This window comes from Amycolatopsis sp. NPDC114504 (assembly GCF_055633595.1).
Window position 1 is genome coordinate 458,813 of sequence record NZ_JBVKDU010000002.1, and the last position, 14,507, is coordinate 473,319.

The window sequence follows — 14,507 nt, forward strand, 5'->3', positions numbered from 1 at the left end:
CCGAGGTCAGTCTTGAGTTCTGAAGGCACCATCGTCGGCGGCCGGTTCCGGCTGGACCAGCCGATCGGCCGCGGCCGCGCGGGCATCGTGTGGCTGGCGTTCGACACGCGGCTCTTCCGCACCGTCGCGATGAAGCGGATGTACCTGCCCGTCGGCGCCGGCGACCGCGCCGAGCAGGCGCGCGCGGGCGCCATGCAGGAGGGCAAGGACGCGGCCCGGATCGAGCACCCCAGCGCGATCAAGGTGTTCGACGTGCTGCCCGACGGCCAGGACGTCTGGCTGGTGATGGAGTACATCCCGTCGCGCAGCATGGCGACGTTCCTCGCCGAGCACGGCCGGCTCAACCCCGACCAGGCGGCGCAGCTGGGCATCCAGCTCGGCAACGCGCTCTCGGCGATCCACAAGGCCGGGTTCGTGCACCGCACGCTCGAGCCGGGCACGGTCCTGCTGGCCGACGACGGCGGCGTGAAGCTCACCGACATCGGTATCAGCGGCGGCGGGCCCCACGCCGCGTACGTGGCCCCTGAGGTCGCGCGCGGGCTGCCGCCGACGCCGGCCGCGGACGTCTTCTCCCTGGGCGCGACGCTCTACACGTCCGTCGAGGGCGTGCCGCCGTTCGGGGACGACGGGCAGTCGTCCGAGCGGCCGGCGCAGAACGCGGGCGTGCTGACCGCGGCGCTGCGCAAGATGCTGCGCTCGGACCCGACGACGCGGCCGACGATGGCGGACACCGTCCACGCGCTGAGCGCGATCACCGAAGGCCGTGAGACGGCGTTCATCCCGCCGACCAACCCCGGGATCCCGCCGCCCCCGCCGCCGCCCTTCAACCCGGGGCTGGCGGCCGCGACGACGCAGATGCCGCCTTCGGGTCCGCAGTTCCAGCAGCAGCTCCCGGCCGGGCCGCCCGGCTACTCCTCGGCGGAGGAGACGCAGCGGATGCAGCCGGTGCCGCCGCCGACGCAGTACGCCCCGGGGCCCGCGGCGGGACCGCAAGCCCCGGCCCAGCCGCAGGCGTGGAACCTGCCGGTGTCGAAGAAGACGCTGGTCACCATCGCCGCGATCCTCGCGGCCGTGCTGGTCGGGATCCTCGTCTCGGAGCTGTTCTTCGTCTAGGCCACCTTGGCGGTCGCCGCGCGCATGGCTTCGAGCAGCGTGCGGACGGCCGGGTGGCCCCACGCCCGTGACGCGACCGCGGCGTGGATCGCGCGGACCGGCTCCGGGTTGCGGATCTTGCGGACGACGACGCCGGGGTGCAGCGCGCCAAGCCCCAGCTCCGGGATCAGGCCGACGCCGATGCCTGCGGCCACGAACCCCTGCGCCGTCTGGTAGTCCTCGGACTCGACCACGACGTTCGGCGCGAACCCGGCGGACGCGCAGGCGCTGTCCAGGATGTCGCGGCAGACGCCCGGCAGGCCGTCGACGCCGACCCACGGCTCCTCGGCGAACTCCGTCAGGTCGAGCACGCGCTTGCGGGCCAGCGGGTGCGTCTTCGGCAGCACGGCGCGGTACGGGTCGTCGAGCAGGTGGACGAGCTCGACGCCCTTGCCGGGCTGCCGCTTGCGCGGGAAGACGGTGATCGCGACGTCGGCGTCACCGGCTTCGACTTCCGTCATCGGGTCGTCGGGCTCGACCAGCTTGAGGTCCAGGCGGACGCCGGGGTGCTCGCGGCGGACCGCGGCCGTGGCGGGCGCGACCAGGGACGCGCCGGCCGTCGAGAAGTAGCGGATGGCGACGCGGCCGATGCGGCCCTCCTTGAGCTCGGTCAGCGCCGCTTCGGCCTTCGCGAGCTCGGTGCTCAGCGTCTCGGCGTGCTCGGACAGCAGCGCGCCCGCCGGCGTCGGCCGGACGCCGCGTCCGACGCGTTCGAGCAGCGCGGTGCCGGCTTCGCGCTCCAGCGCCGACAGCTGCTGGCTGATCGCGGACGGCGTGTAGCCGAGGTTGCGGGCCGCGGCGGTGATCGACCCGCTGGTGATCACGGCGCGGAGAACCTGCATGCGGCGGACGTCGAGCATGCCCCTGATCGTACAGCTGCGCTTAAAGGTTCCTGCAGTTATTTTCGCTTGTCCTTATGTCTTTCCCGGACGAAGCTGGCGCTTGATCGGAGAAGGAGGAACTGGGGTGGGCGAGTCGAAGACCCTGCTGAGGATCGCCGCGCTGGCGTTGATGTGGGGCTCGAGCTTCTTCTGGATCAAGCTGGGGCTGGGGATGTTCTCGCCGGTGCAGCTGGTGTTGGCGCGGCTCGTGCTCGGTGCGGCGATGCTGCTGGTGCTGTGCCGGCTGCAGCGGGCGCGCCTGCCGCGCGACCGGCGGATGTGGGGGCACCTGGCCGTCGCGGCGTTCTTCCACAACGCACTGCCGTTCCTGCTGTTCGCGATCGGCGAGACGACCGTCGACTCGGGGATCACCGGGGTCCTGAACTCGACGACGCCGCTGTGGGTGCTGCTGGCGGCGCCGCTGATGGGGACGTCGTCCCGGATGGCGGGGGCGCGCCTGGCCGGACTGCTGATCGGGCTCGGCGGGATCCTGCTGATCTTCGCACCGTGGCAGGCATCCGGGCTGCTGAGCTGGGGCGCGCTGGCCTGCCTCGCGGCGGCGGCGAGCTACGGCTTCGCGTTCGTCTACGAGGGCAAGTACCTGTCTTCGTCGTCGGCTTCGCCGTACGCGCTCTCGGCCGGGCAGATGCTGCTGGCCAGCGGAATGCTGGTCCTGGCACTGCCGGCGGGCGGGTTCACGCCGGTGCACTTCGGCGTGGGGCCGCTGCTGGCGATGCTGGTGCTCGGCATCGGGTCGACGGGCATCGCGTTCGCGCTGAACTACCAGCTGCTGGCTTCGGAGGGTGCAGTGGCCGCGTCGGTGGTCGGGTACCTGCTGCCGGTGGTCTCGGTGCTGCTGGGCGCGGTGTTCCTGGGCGAGCAGCTGAACCTGCGGGTGATCGCGGGCATGGTGGTCGTCCTCGGCGGGGTCGCGCTGACCCGCCTCCGCAAGCCGGAGCGAGTGGTCGCGGAAGTGCCCGGTGACCAAGCGGATGGGCTTGGTGACGACACCACCGGTCGCGCGCCGCGGCCGCTCGCTCCCCTGGCCGACTGACCGAACGTTCTCTTCGGTCGGAGGCATGACGGGGCGGCCGGCTGTGGGCACGAGTGGGCCGTTCGCAACACACCGAGCGGGCGGGCCGCCGCGAATGGACCAGCGGGCCGAAGCGTCAGACGAGGCGGCGGTCGGAGGCCCAGCGGGAGAGCTCGTAGCGGTTCGAGAGCTGGGTCTTCCGCAGGACGCTCGACACGTGCGTCTCGACCGTCTTCACCGAGATGAACAGCTCCGACGCGATCTCCTTGTACGCGTACCCGCGCGCCAGCAGGCGCAGGACGTCGCGCTCTCGGGGCGTCAGCAGGTCCAGCTCCGGGTCGTTGATCGGGGCCGAGCCCGGGCGGTCCGCGAACGCGTCCAACACGAAGCCCGCCAGGCGCGGGGAGAACACCGCGTCACCGTCGGACACGCGGACCACCGCGCGGACCAGCTCCTTCGACGAGATCGTCTTCGTCACGTACCCGCGCGCCCCCGCGCGGATGACCGCGATGACGTCCTCTGCCGCGTCGGACACCGACAGCGCCAGGAACACCACGTCCGGCAGCTCGGGACGGACGCGGCGCAGCACCTCGGCGCCGCCGCCGTCGGGCATGTGGACGTCGAGGAGCACCACCTGCGGTTTGGTCCGCGCGATGCCCGCCACCGCTTCGGCGACCGAACCGGCCTCCCCGACCACCCGGACTTCGTCGGTGATCGAGTCGAGCTCGGTGCGGACGCCCGCGCGGAACAGCGCGTGGTCGTCGACGAGGAACACCTTCACCGGTTCGCGCTGGGTGTCAGTCACGACTTCGAGCATAGCCGCCTCACGCTGCCCCCTTGCCCGCTTTCACCGGCATGGCGAGCTGCACTTCGGTGCCCTCCCCCGGTGCGGTGCGCACCTTGCACGTGCCGCCGTGGCGGGTCATCCGGCCGCGGATCGAGTCGGCGAGCCCGTGGCGGTCGTCCGGGACCAGGTCGGGGTCGAAGCCCTTGCCGCGGTCGCGGACGAACACCGTCACCGACGTCGGCTCGACCTCGGCGAAGACGCTGACCTCCTCGACGCCCGCGTGCTTCGCGGCGTTGACGATCGCTTCGCGCGCGGCCTGGACCAGCGCCACCAGCGAGTCGTCCAGCTCGGCGTCGCCGACGACGACCTGGCCGACGGAGATCGCGAACGTGTCCTCGACCTCGCCGCACGCCGTCGCGAGCGCTTCGGACAGCTGGCCGGTCGCTTCCTCGGCGTTCTCGACGGGCTTGCCGTAGCCGTTGGGGCCGTAGAGCCAGCCGCGCAGCTCGCGTTCCTGGCTGCGGGCCAGCCGTGCAACCTCGCGCGGCTGCTCGCTCTGCTTCTGGATCAGCGCGAGCGTCTGCAGGACGGAGTCGTGCAGGTGCGCGGCGATCTCGGCGCGTTCGTCGGTGCGGATGCGGGCCTTGCGCTCGTCGGAGAGGTCGCGGACCAGCCGCAGCCAGAACGGGATGGTCAGGACGGCGACGCCGATGAGCGTCGCGATGACGGCGATCAGCGCGAACTGGACCTGGTCGAGGCTGCCGCTGCGGAGCGCGACGACGCCGATGCCGGTGATCACCAGCGCGACGCCGGCGACGATCCGGATGGCCGCCGACCAGCCTCCCCCGCCGAGGAAGGCGCCCGCGAAGCCGTCCTTCGCGCCGACGCGCCACCGGCGTCGCTGCGACTCGTCGGCCTCGCGCCAGACGACCGCGAGACCGATCATGGCGACGGCGAGCGGCACGGCGACCCAGCCGCTGATGAACCCGGTGAGCGTCCCGCTGGCGACGGCGAGGCCGACCCCCAACGCGATCAGCCCGAACGCCTGCTGGCGTTCCTTCGAGGTGGGCGCCTTCGCCGATTCCTCGGTCTGCTGCTGGACGAAGACCCAGAGGAGCCCGTAGGCGAGCAGGCCGGCCCCGTTCAGGGCGGCGAGCAGCGCGAAGGCCGTCCGCACCCAGAGGACGGGCACCCCGAGGTGATCGGCGAGCCCACCGGCGACCCCGGCGATCGCCCGCCCGGACCGCCGCCGGAACATCTTGGGCTTCTCCGGGACGGCCACCTGGTCGGGGGTTACGTGGTCGAGGGCATCCTGCACGTGGTCCATGGTCACACGCGGTGGCGTGGGCTTCCATCGGGGAAGTCCCTGATCCGGCACCGGCCGCCCGATCCTTCTCCGGGAAACCTCAGGGACCATCCCGGATGTCCGCCGAACGCGCGTGCCGCATGCTCTTCGGTATGAGTGGTGCGAGTGAGACACGGGCACCGAAGCCGAGTCCGTTGAACGGCTTCGAGGAGACCGTCAAGGACTTCTGGGTCAGCCGGCCGCGGCGGCCGCACGCCGGGCGGAAGGTGGCCGGCGTCGCCGCCGCCATCGGGTACCGGTACGGGATCGATCCCGTTGTCGTGCGGATCGCCCTGGTGGTCGCGACGATCTTCGGTGGCTTCGGCGTTCCCTTCTACCTGCTGGGGTGGCTGTTCCTGCCGGGCGAGAGCGACGAGGTCTCCGGCTTCGAAAGCCTCATCGGGCGCGGGCGGTCGTCGGTGTCGCCGGCTTTCGCCGTCGTGCTCGGCGTTCTCACCGTCGTCAGCGTCGGGGGTGCCTTCAGCGGCTCGTGGTTCGACGGCGGGGCCCTCATCAGCTTCGCGCTCATCGCCATCGCGCTCTACCTGCTGCACCGCAGCCGCGGCCAGGAGAACCGGCCCGCTCCGGTCGTCCCGCGGACCTCAGCCTTCACCGGGAACGGAGCCTTCACCATGACCGAGACCGCGACCGCCGAGGCGAAGCCGGGCCAGGGCTGGGACCCGCTCGCCGCCGACCCGGCCGGCTGGGACCTGCCCGAGGCGCCGTCGTCGCCGCCACCTCCGCCCACGCCGCCGACCTACCAGCGGCGGCCCGAGCGGCGGCGCAACTCCAAGATCGGCTCGGTGACCTTCGCGCTCGCCGTGCTGACCGCCGGTGGTGGCGTACTCGCCAACCTCAACGGCGCCACGTGGTTCTCCGCGCAGCACATCATCGGCCTGGTGCTCGGCGTGGTCGGGATCGGACTGGTCACCGGCGCGTTCGCCCGCGGCGGGCGGGGCCTGATCGGGCTCGCCGTGCCGCTCGCGATCGCCGGGATGGTCCTGACGACCGTGCCGTTCGAGAACTTCGACTTCCGCGGCGGTGCGGGCGACCTGCACGAGACTCCGCACTCGGTGACCGACCTGAAGCCGCTCTACCAGCACGCCGCGGGCGACATCGACCTCGACCTGACCGCGTTGCCCGCCGGCTCGCCGATCACCACCAACGTGATCAACGGCGCCGGCGACAGCACCGTGATCGTGCCGGACACCGCGGACGTCACCTACGACTGCCACACCGGCGCCGGCAACACGGAGTGCTTCAACCGCGAGACCGACGGCATCAGCCAGGACGCGCTGACCGGCGTCGACTACGGCACGGACGGCCCCGGCGGCCAGCAGATCACCCTGCACGTCAAGAACAGCGTGGGCAACGTGGAGGTGCGCCGTGGCTGACCAGAACCCCTACGCCTACGACAACCCGCAAGAAGCCCCGCCCGCGAAGCGCGGTGGCTTGGACGTCTTCACCCTGATCGTCGGCATCGCGACGCTGCTGGTCTCCGCCTACGTCCTCTCGGACGGCGCGAGCTGGCTGCCGCAGTTCGACTTCCGCTGGGTGATCGCCGGCGGCGCGGTGTTCGTGGGGCTGCTGCTCCTCGGCGCGTCGTTCGGCAAACGCCGCCGGTAACCGGAAACACCACTCACTCTCGAGGCCCTGGATCCCACGCCAGGGCCTCGAGTCCTATCCGGGGGTCTTACTCCCACTCGATGGTGCCCGGCGGCTTGGACGTCACGTCCAGGACCACCCGGTTGACCTCCGCGACCTCGTTGGTGATGCGCGTGGAGATCCGCTCGAGGACGTCGTAGGGCAGGCGCGTCCAGTCCGCGGTCATCGCGTCTTCGGACGACACCGGCCGCAGCACCACCGGGTGCCCGTACGTCCGGCCGTCGCCCTGGACGCCGACGCTGCGGACGTCGGCGAGCAGCACCACCGGGCACTGCCAGATGCTGCGGTCCAGCCCGGCGGCCGTCAGCTCCTCGCGGGCGATCAGGTCGGCCGAGCGCAGGGTCTCGAGGCGCTCGGCGTCGACCGCGCCGATGATGCGGATGCCCAGGCCGGGGCCGGGGAACGGCTGGCGCTGCACGATCGTCTCGGGCAGGCCCAGTTCCGTGCCGACCTTGCGGACCTCGTCCTTGAACAGCAGCCGCAGCGGCTCGACGAGCTCGAACTCCAGGTCGTCCGGCAGGCCGCCGACGTTGTGGTGGCTCTTGATGTTGGCCGTGCCCTCGCCGCCGCCGGACTCGACGACGTCCGGGTAGAGCGTGCCCTGGACCAGGAACTTGTAGTCGCCCTCGGCCTTGAGGTCGCGCTCGGCCTGCTCGAACACGCGGATGAACTCGCGGCCGATGATCTTGCGCTTCTGCTCCGGGTCGGTGACGCCGGCGAGCGCGTCGAGGAAGCGCTCGCGCGCGTCCACGGTCACGAGGTTGACGCCGGTGGCGGCGACGAAGTCGCGCTCCACCTGGGTGCGCTCCCCCGCGCGCAGCAGGCCGTGGTCGACGAACACGCAGGTCAGCCGGTCACCGATGGCGCGCTGGACCAGCGCGGCCGCGACGGCGGAGTCGACGCCGCCGGACAGGCCGCAGATCGCGCGGCCGTCACCGATCTGGTCGCTGATCCGCTGGATCTGCTCCTCGACGATCGACGACGTCGTCCACTGCGGCTTGATGCCCGCGATGTCGTGCAGGAACCGGCGCAGCACCTCCTGGCCGTGCGGCGAGTGCGCGACCTCCGGGTGGTACTGGACGCCGGCGAAGCGCCGCTCGACGTCCTCGAAGCCGGCGACCTCGGCGCCGTCGGAGGAGGCTGTGACGACCGAACCCTCCGGGGCCTTGGTGACGCTGTCGTTGTGGCTCATCCACGCGGGCTGGTGCGCGGGCAGGCCGGCGTGCAGGACGCCGCCGTCACCGGTCACGCGGACCTCGGTGCGGCCGAACTCGCGGACGCCGGTCGGCTCGACGACGCCGCCGAGCGCGCTGGCCAGCAGCTGGTGGCCGTAGCAGATGCCGAACATCGGGACGCCGGCTTCGGTGAGCTTCGGGTCCATGCCCGGCGCGCCTTCGGCGTACACGCTCGAGGGGCCGCCGGAAAGGATGATGGCCGCGGGGTTCTTCGCGAGGATCTCCTCGACGGACGCGCTGTGCGGCACGACCTCCGAGTAGATCTGTGCCTCGCGGACGCGCCGGGCGATCAGCTGCGCGTACTGCGCCCCGAAGTCCACGACGAGAACCGGACCGGTGGGGTTGGGCACCTGAGGACCTCCTGGCAGCGGCGGGATTCCCCACCATCGTCCCAGGTGGGCTGGGTCACCCGGGATTCAGGGCCGTCCCTGTCCTCGATCGGGCCTACGGTGCCCGGTATGGCTGTGAACTGGACGAAGGAACTGACCGATCAGCTCGACTTCCACTGGAACGTGCTCGTGCGCCCGAAGCTCGAGGGACTCACCGACGAGGAGTACTTCTGGGAGCCGGTCGCGGGGTGCTGGACCGTGCGGCCGCGGAAGTCCGACGACGAAATCGGCAGCGGCCCCTTCACCATCGACTTCGCCTTCCCCGAGCCGACTCCCCCGCCGGTCACGACGATCGCGTGGCGGCTCGGCCACATCCTCGTCGGCGTGCTCGGCATGCGGTCGGCGTCGCACTTCGGCGGCCCGGCGATGTCCTACGACGACTACCGGTACCCGGGCACCGCCGCCGAGGCGATCGCACTGCTCGACGAGTACTACGCCCGGTGGGTCGAGGGGGTGAAGGGCCTCGACGACGACGCGCTCGCGCGGCCGTGCGGCCCGGCGGAAGGCCCGTACGCGGAGTACCCGATGGCCACCCTGGTGCTGCACATCCACCGCGAGATGATCCACCACTGCGCCGAGATCCTCCTGCTGCGCGATCTTTACCGGAGCAGGTTCGTGTAACACCGAGTCATCATCGGTCCGATTCATCGGTTATCGAGGGCGGCTCCGACCGGGGCCGCCACCGCCGAGGGGGACCCCGCGCATGCTCTACCGACTCCGCCCACCGGCCCGGCTGACCTGGTGCGACGTGCCCGGGTACGCGGTCTGCCGGGCCGACGACCAGCCGGCGCCCGACTGGGAACGGCTGTCGTGGCTGCCCGCCGAAACGCGGGCGTTCAGCAACGACCTCCTGCGCATCGCCGCCCGGTACGGCGTGCGCTCGGGCGGCGGGATCGTCCTCGACGCGCGGCACACCGAGGACCTGGGCCGGGCCGACCTGCTGCGGTGCGAGCGGATCGCCGCCGCGCAGGCCCGGGCGGAGCTGCGCAGCGGCGCGGGCGGGCAGCCGGTGGGGGTGCTCGGCTCGAACGCCCGGCTCGAAGACCGGGAGTGGGAGCTCACCGAGGAAGCGGCCCGCGCGGCCGAAGCGGACCTCGCCGAGCTCCTCGCGGTGCCGGTGCAGGTCGAGCTGGTCGCGCACTGGCAGCGGCTCGGCGGCCGCTACCCGGACTGACCGGCGTCGTGAGTGGGAAACCGTGTTCTAACCCTGTTCCTCACTCACGACCGGCCGCGGCAGGAGCAGGAAGCCGAGGGTGATCCCGAGCAGGCACGGGAGGCCGTGGTTGTCGTGGACGACCGTGTCGACCACCGCCAGCACCGGCACCGCGAACGCCATGACGCGGAACTGCACCGGCAACACCACGCCGTAGCGGCGTGAGGCCACCATGACCACTGCCGTCAGGCCGCCGATCAGGCCGACGACGCACATCGAGTTGCCCGCGCCGACCGGGTTCAGCCAGACGTAGCTCATGAACTGGCCGAACAGGCCGCAGCCGAAGTACAGGACCAGCCAGCGCGCGCGGCCGAACACGCGCTCGGCGAGCGTGCCGAACACCGCCAGCCAGAGCAGGTTCGAAACCAGGCCGAACGCCCAGCCGTCCTGGAAGAACATCCCCGTGACCAGGCGGTACCACTGGCCGTCGTCGATGCGCGCCGCGTCGCGGACGACGGCGTCGTACAGCGGCCGGTGCGCCAGCTGCGCGATCCCGCACGCCAGCGTCACCAGGAACACCGCGGCGGTGAGGTACGGGCGGCGGGCTCCCAGCGTGAGTCGCCCGAACGGGCTGCGGGATGCGGCGCGGGTGGTCATGGACGAAAATCTAGGCTCGACAGCGCCGCCGCACCCCCGACGTTTGTCACGAACCTCCACGGGAAAGGCACTGGCATGCGAGCGACAGTCATCTACGGCGCCGGCGACGTCCGGGTCGAGACCGTTCCGGACCCGAAACTGGCCGAGCCGACCGACGTCGTCCTGCGGGTCGTGCGGTCCTGCATCTGCGGCAGCGACCTCTGGCCGTACGCCGACATGCCGCCGCGCGAGCACGGCCGCCGGATCGGGCACGAGTTCCTCGGGATCGTCGAGGAGACCGGCTCCGACGTCACCACCCTCAAGAAGGGCGACCTCGCCGTCGCGCCGTTCGTCTGGTCAGACAACACCTGCGAGTTTTGCCGCGAAGGCCTCCAGACGTCCTGCCTGCACGGCGGCGGCTGGGGCGCCAAGGGCGTCGACGGCGGGCAGGGCGAGGCCGTGCGCGTGCCGCTGGCCGACGGGACGCTGGTCAAGCTCCCGCACACCGAGGACGACGACCTGCTCGCGTCCCTGCTGACGCTGTCCGACGTGTTCTCGACCGGTCACCACGCCGCGGTGAAGGCGCGGGTGAGCGAGGGCCAGAACGTCACCGTCATCGGCGACGGCGCCGTCGGGCTCTCCGCCGTCCTCGCGGCGAAGCGCCTCGGCGCCGACCGGGTCATCCTCATGGGCCGCCACCAGGCCCGCACCGACCTCGGCCGTGAGTTCGGCGCGACCGACGTCGTCGCCGAGCGCGGTGACGAAGGCGTCGAGAAGGTGCGCGAGCTGACGAACGGCCAGGGCACACATGCCGTCCTCGAATGCGTCGGCACGAAGGGCGCTTTCGAGATGGCCATCGGGGTCGTGCGCGCGGGCGGCGCGGTCAGCCGGGTCGGCCTGCCGCAGTACGAGGAGGGCCCGATCGGCGTGGGCGTGTTCCGCCGCAACGTCACGATCACCGGCGGCGTCGCCCCGGCGCGGCACTACATCCCCGAGCTGCTGCCGGACGTCCTCGAAGGCAAGTACCGGCCCGGTCGCGTCTTCGACCGCACGATCGACATCGAGGGCGTGCCGGACGGCTACCGGGCCATGGCGAACCGCGAGGCGCTGAAGGTGCTCATCAAGCCGTGACCCGTCCGGGTGGGTTCCACTTTCGGGGGTTCCCACCCGGATTACGTTGGTACGCATGGACATGATCACCCCCGAGCCGCGCCCCGCCTGGATCGCCGGCCACCCGGAGCCGGGCGCCACCACCTTCGTCGTGCACCACCCGTACGACGGCAGCGAGGTCGCCACGGTCGCCGTGCCCGGGCCGGAGCAGGTCGAGCGCGCGGTCGCCGCCGCGGTGTCGGTCGCGAAGGAGCTTCGCGCCACCCCCGCGCACGTCCGCGCCGGTGCGCTCGAGCACGTGTCCCGGGTGCTCGCCGCCCGCGCCGAAGAGATCGCCGAGGTCATCACCGCCGAGAACGGCAAGCCGCTGAAGTGGGCCGAAGCCGAGGTCACCCGCGCGGTGTCGGTGTTCCGCATCGCCGCCGAGGAGGCCCGCCGGTTCAGCGGCGACGTCCAGCGCCTCGACACCGACCCCGCGGGCGAGGCGCGGCTGGCGCTGACCCGCCGCGTGCCGCGGGGGCCGGTGCTCGGCATCGCGCCGTTCAACTTCCCGCTCAACCTGGTGGCGCACAAGGTGGCGCCGTCGCTGGCGATCGGCGCGCCGATCATCGTCAAGCCGGCCCCGCGGACGCCGCTGTCGGCGTTGATCCTCGGTGAGATCCTGGCCGAGACGGACCTGCCCGACGGCTCGTTTTCCGTGCTGCCGCTGGGAAACGAAGAGACGAAGGCGCTCGTCGCCGACCCGCGGCTGCCCGTCGTGTCCTTCACCGGCTCGGGTCCGGTCGGCTGGTCGCTCAAGGACGCCGCGCCACGCAAGCACGTCGTGCTGGAGCTCGGCGGCAACGCGGCGGCCGTCGTGCTGCGCGACTGGCCCGACCCCGAAGGCGCCGCGCACCGCATCGCCACCTTCGGCAACTACCAGGCCGGGCAGTCGTGCATCGCCGTGCAGCGGGTGATCGTCGACGCCGCCGTCGCGGACGAGTTCGTGCCCGCGCTGCTGGAGGCCGTCGAATCGCAGCGGACGGGCGACCCGTACGACCGCAACACCGACGTCGGCCCGGTCGTCGACGAGGCCGCCGCCGAACGGATCGTCGCGTGGGTCGACGAGGCGGTGGCCGCGGGCGCGAAGCTGCTCACCGGCGGCACCCGCGACGGCGCGACCGTGGCGCCGACGCTGCTCACCGACGTCCCGCCGGACACCAAGGCCTGGGCCGAGGAGATCTTCGGCCCGGTGCTCGCGGTGTCCGTTGTGGACGGTGTGGACGAGGCCTTCCGCTCGGTCAACGAATCCGCGTACGGCCTGCAGGCCGGCGTCTTCACCACCGACGTCCAGCTGGCCTTCCACGCGTCGGCGGAGCTGGAGGTCGGAGGCGTGATCATCGGTGACGTCCCGTCGTACCGCGCCGACCAGATGCCCTACGGCGGCGTCAAGGGCTCCGGCGTCGGCCGCGAGGGCGTGCTCGCGGCCATGAACGACCTGACGGAAGAGCGCGTCACGGTCTTCACCGGCATCGACCTCTAGTCCATCCATGCCCCCGCCGCCACCCTCAACGGAGGAGCTTCGCTCCACTGATCAACTCACGACGCTCTGCCCGAACCGGAAGACGTTGAACGGGTCGTACTTCTTCGCGACGTCCCCGAGCCGTTTCGCGTTGTCGCCGTAGTAGGCGGCCTTCCAGTCGGGCAGGGCGGGGTCGATGTAGTTGACGTACCCGCCGCCCGCGCCGGCCGCCGCGAGACCCGCGACGACCTCGCCGACCGACTGCCCCACCTTCGACTGGGTCTTCGCCGTCGCGGGCGCGTAGACCTGCACGCTGGCCAGTGCGTCACGGTGCCAGAACGCCGTCGCGTCCTTCGCCGGCTCGCCGACCTTCCCGCCGAGACCGTCGATGAGCAGGTCCATGCCCGCCCGGCCGTCGGCGAGGGCGACGACCTTCGCGGGGTCGACCGGGTTCGTGATGATCCGCGACGACGCGACGAACGACTGCCGGGCCGAGCTGCCCGAGAAGTAGTTCATGGCGCCGAGGTAGTCGAGGCTCTTCACCGTGCGCTGCGTCGGCCGCGCGCCGGCGTTCGCGTTCAGGTTGTTCAGCAGGGTGTTCAGCCCGGAGGGGGCGCCGACGTAGCAGCCGCCGACGCGGCACTGGACCGGCGAGCCCCCGGAGATCACGATGTTCGCCCACAGCTCCGGCGGCGCCGCGGCGATCCAGTTCTGCCACGCGCCGAGCACGCCGGCCGCGGAACCGGACGGGAAGTGCAGCGAGAACACCGTCAGGTTCGGCGCGGGATCGGTGTCGAAGGTGAACTCGGTGACGATGCCGAAGTTGCCGCCGCCCCCGCCGCGCAGCGCCCAGAACAGGTCCGGCTCGGAGCCCGCGGACGCCGTCACCAGCTTGCCGTCGGCGGTGACGACCTGCGCGGAGCTCAGGTGGTCGCACGTCAGGCCGTACTTGCGGGCGAGCACGCCGATGCCGCCGCCGAGGGTCAGCCCGGCGATCCCGACCGTCGGGCAGGAGCCGGCGGGCAACGCGCGCCCGGCCCGCGCCAGTCCGGCGTAGACGTCCTTCAGCTTCGCGCCGGCGCCGATGACCGCCTGCGTGCCCTGGATGTCCACTTTGTTCAGACCGGACACGTCGATGACGAGCCCGCTCTCGGGCACCGAGTAGCCGGCGTAGCAGTGGCCGCCGCTGCGCGCGGCGAGCGTCACGCGCCCGGCGGCGGACTGGACGCAGGCCTGCACGTCCTTGGCGCTCTTCGCGTTCGCCACGGCGATCGGGTTGTTGCCGTCGAACAGCGGGTTGAAGGCGCGCTTGGCGGTGTCGTAGCCGTCGCCGCCCGGGCGCAGCAGGCCGCCGGCCAGCTTGGAGCGCAGGTCGTCCCAGTTCGGCGGGCCGGTGGGCATCCTGGTGACGGGCGGCGCGGACGTCGTGTCCGGCAGCGATGCGCCCGTCGAAGCGGCGGGGGACGAAGGGCCGCCCGGTCCGCACGCGGCGGCGACGGCACCGGCCGCCGACACGCCCGCGACCCGGAGGAACGCCCTTCTGTCCATGTGGTCGAAGACGTGCGGCCGTCCGCCGGGTTGCCCGGTCACCGGACTGGCCTGCTCACGCTGTCCACATCG

General features: G+C 72.0%; 14 protein-coding genes. 8 read left to right on the forward strand and 6 right to left on the reverse strand.

Annotation, left to right across the window (positions count from 1 at the left end; translation table 11 throughout):
- Window positions 1-12 precede the first annotated feature (12 nt).
- Window positions 13-1,113, forward strand: coding sequence for a serine/threonine-protein kinase (locus ACZ7PG_RS13785; RefSeq protein WP_470239444.1), 1,101 nt, complete (start codon window positions 13-15; stop codon window positions 1,111-1,113).
- On the opposite strand, the gene ACZ7PG_RS13790 is transcribed toward ACZ7PG_RS13785, so the two are convergent.
- A complete protein-coding gene (locus ACZ7PG_RS13790) occupies window positions 1,110-2,012 on the reverse strand; it encodes a LysR family transcriptional regulator (RefSeq protein WP_470239445.1) in 903 nt (300 codons plus the stop codon). The genes ACZ7PG_RS13785 and ACZ7PG_RS13790 overlap by 4 nt on opposite strands.
- A gap of 106 nt (window positions 2,013-2,118) precedes the next feature.
- On the opposite strand from ACZ7PG_RS13790, the gene ACZ7PG_RS13795 reads away from it, so the two are divergent.
- Entirely contained in the window at window positions 2,119-3,087 is a 969-nt protein-coding gene (locus ACZ7PG_RS13795; RefSeq protein WP_470239446.1) for a DMT family transporter, read from the forward strand.
- Between the two features lie 115 nt (window positions 3,088-3,202).
- Here ACZ7PG_RS13795 and ACZ7PG_RS13800 read toward each other — a convergent pair whose 3' ends face one another.
- Complete coding sequence (locus ACZ7PG_RS13800) at window positions 3,203-3,883, reverse strand: response regulator (RefSeq protein ID WP_465308823.1); 681 nt, start codon at window positions 3,881-3,883, stop codon at window positions 3,203-3,205.
- Between the two features lie 7 nt (window positions 3,884-3,890).
- Entirely contained in the window at window positions 3,891-5,186 is a 1,296-nt protein-coding gene (locus tag ACZ7PG_RS13805) for a PspC domain-containing protein (protein WP_470239447.1), read from the reverse strand.
- 125 nt (window positions 5,187-5,311) lie between these two features.
- On the opposite strand from ACZ7PG_RS13805, the gene ACZ7PG_RS13810 reads away from it, so the two are divergent.
- Both ACZ7PG_RS13810 and ACZ7PG_RS13815 read left to right on the forward strand, forming a co-directional pair.
- Window positions 5,312-6,592, forward strand: coding sequence for a PspC domain-containing protein (locus ACZ7PG_RS13810; protein ID WP_470239448.1), 1,281 nt, complete (start codon window positions 5,312-5,314; stop codon window positions 6,590-6,592).
- Window positions 6,585-6,824 carry a hypothetical protein gene (locus tag ACZ7PG_RS13815; protein WP_470239449.1) on the forward strand — a complete coding sequence of 80 codons (240 nt, stop codon included), beginning with the start codon at window positions 6,585-6,587 and terminating at the stop codon, window positions 6,822-6,824. Before ACZ7PG_RS13810 ends, ACZ7PG_RS13815 begins: the two co-directional genes overlap by 8 nt.
- Before the next feature lie 67 nt (window positions 6,825-6,891).
- Here the strand turns inward: ACZ7PG_RS13815 and guaA are convergent, their stop codons facing one another.
- Complete coding sequence (gene guaA / locus ACZ7PG_RS13820) at window positions 6,892-8,448, reverse strand: glutamine-hydrolyzing GMP synthase (protein ID WP_470239450.1); 1,557 nt, start codon at window positions 8,446-8,448, stop codon at window positions 6,892-6,894.
- Window positions 8,449-8,556: 108 nt separating this feature from the next.
- Here guaA and ACZ7PG_RS13825 point away from each other — a divergent pair, with 108 nt between their 5' ends.
- Together ACZ7PG_RS13825 and ACZ7PG_RS13830 are read left to right on the forward strand one after the other, a co-directional pair.
- Window positions 8,557-9,108: a DinB family protein gene (locus ACZ7PG_RS13825; RefSeq protein WP_470239451.1), complete on the forward strand. Its 552-nt coding sequence runs from the start codon at window positions 8,557-8,559 to the stop codon at window positions 9,106-9,108.
- A gap of 82 nt (window positions 9,109-9,190) precedes the next feature.
- A complete protein-coding gene (locus ACZ7PG_RS13830) occupies window positions 9,191-9,661 on the forward strand; it encodes a hypothetical protein (RefSeq protein WP_470239452.1) in 471 nt (156 codons plus the stop codon).
- A 27-nt stretch (window positions 9,662-9,688) separates the two neighbouring features.
- Here the strand turns inward: ACZ7PG_RS13830 and ACZ7PG_RS13835 are convergent, their stop codons facing one another.
- Complete coding sequence (locus ACZ7PG_RS13835) at window positions 9,689-10,297, reverse strand: rhomboid family intramembrane serine protease (protein WP_470239453.1); 609 nt, start codon at window positions 10,295-10,297, stop codon at window positions 9,689-9,691.
- A 75-nt stretch (window positions 10,298-10,372) separates the two neighbouring features.
- On the opposite strand from ACZ7PG_RS13835, the gene ACZ7PG_RS13840 reads away from it, so the two are divergent.
- Window positions 10,373-11,407, forward strand: coding sequence for a zinc-dependent alcohol dehydrogenase family protein (locus tag ACZ7PG_RS13840; protein WP_470239454.1), 1,035 nt, complete (start codon window positions 10,373-10,375; stop codon window positions 11,405-11,407).
- Between the two features lie 55 nt (window positions 11,408-11,462).
- Complete coding sequence (locus ACZ7PG_RS13845) at window positions 11,463-12,908, forward strand: aldehyde dehydrogenase family protein (RefSeq protein WP_470239455.1); 1,446 nt, start codon at window positions 11,463-11,465, stop codon at window positions 12,906-12,908.
- Between the two features lie 51 nt (window positions 12,909-12,959).
- Here ACZ7PG_RS13845 and ACZ7PG_RS13850 read toward each other — a convergent pair whose 3' ends face one another.
- Window positions 12,960-14,435: an FAD-binding oxidoreductase gene (locus ACZ7PG_RS13850; protein WP_470240752.1), complete on the reverse strand. Its 1,476-nt coding sequence runs from the start codon at window positions 14,433-14,435 to the stop codon at window positions 12,960-12,962.
- Between the last annotated feature and the right edge of the window lie 72 nt (window positions 14,436-14,507).

Coding starts and splice junctions, on each gene's coding strand:
- ACZ7PG_RS13790 (WP_470239445.1), bottom strand. CDS start 2,012: ATGCTCGACGTCCGCCGCATGCAGGTTCTCCGCGCCGTGATCACCAGC.
- ACZ7PG_RS13800 (WP_465308823.1), bottom strand. CDS start 3,883: ATGCTCGAAGTCGTGACTGACACCCAGCGCGAACCGGTGAAGGTGTTC.
- ACZ7PG_RS13810 (WP_470239448.1), top strand. CDS start 5,312: ATGAGTGGTGCGAGTGAGACACGGGCACCGAAGCCGAGTCCGTTGAAC.
- ACZ7PG_RS13825 (WP_470239451.1), top strand. CDS start 8,557: ATGGCTGTGAACTGGACGAAGGAACTGACCGATCAGCTCGACTTCCAC.
- ACZ7PG_RS13830 (WP_470239452.1), top strand. CDS start 9,191: ATGCTCTACCGACTCCGCCCACCGGCCCGGCTGACCTGGTGCGACGTG.
- ACZ7PG_RS13835 (WP_470239453.1), bottom strand. CDS start 10,297: ATGACCACCCGCGCCGCATCCCGCAGCCCGTTCGGGCGACTCACGCTG.
- ACZ7PG_RS13840 (WP_470239454.1), top strand. CDS start 10,373: ATGCGAGCGACAGTCATCTACGGCGCCGGCGACGTCCGGGTCGAGACC.
- ACZ7PG_RS13845 (WP_470239455.1), top strand. CDS start 11,463: ATGGACATGATCACCCCCGAGCCGCGCCCCGCCTGGATCGCCGGCCAC.
- ACZ7PG_RS13850 (WP_470240752.1), bottom strand. CDS start 14,435: ATGGACAGAAGGGCGTTCCTCCGGGTCGCGGGCGTGTCGGCGGCCGGT.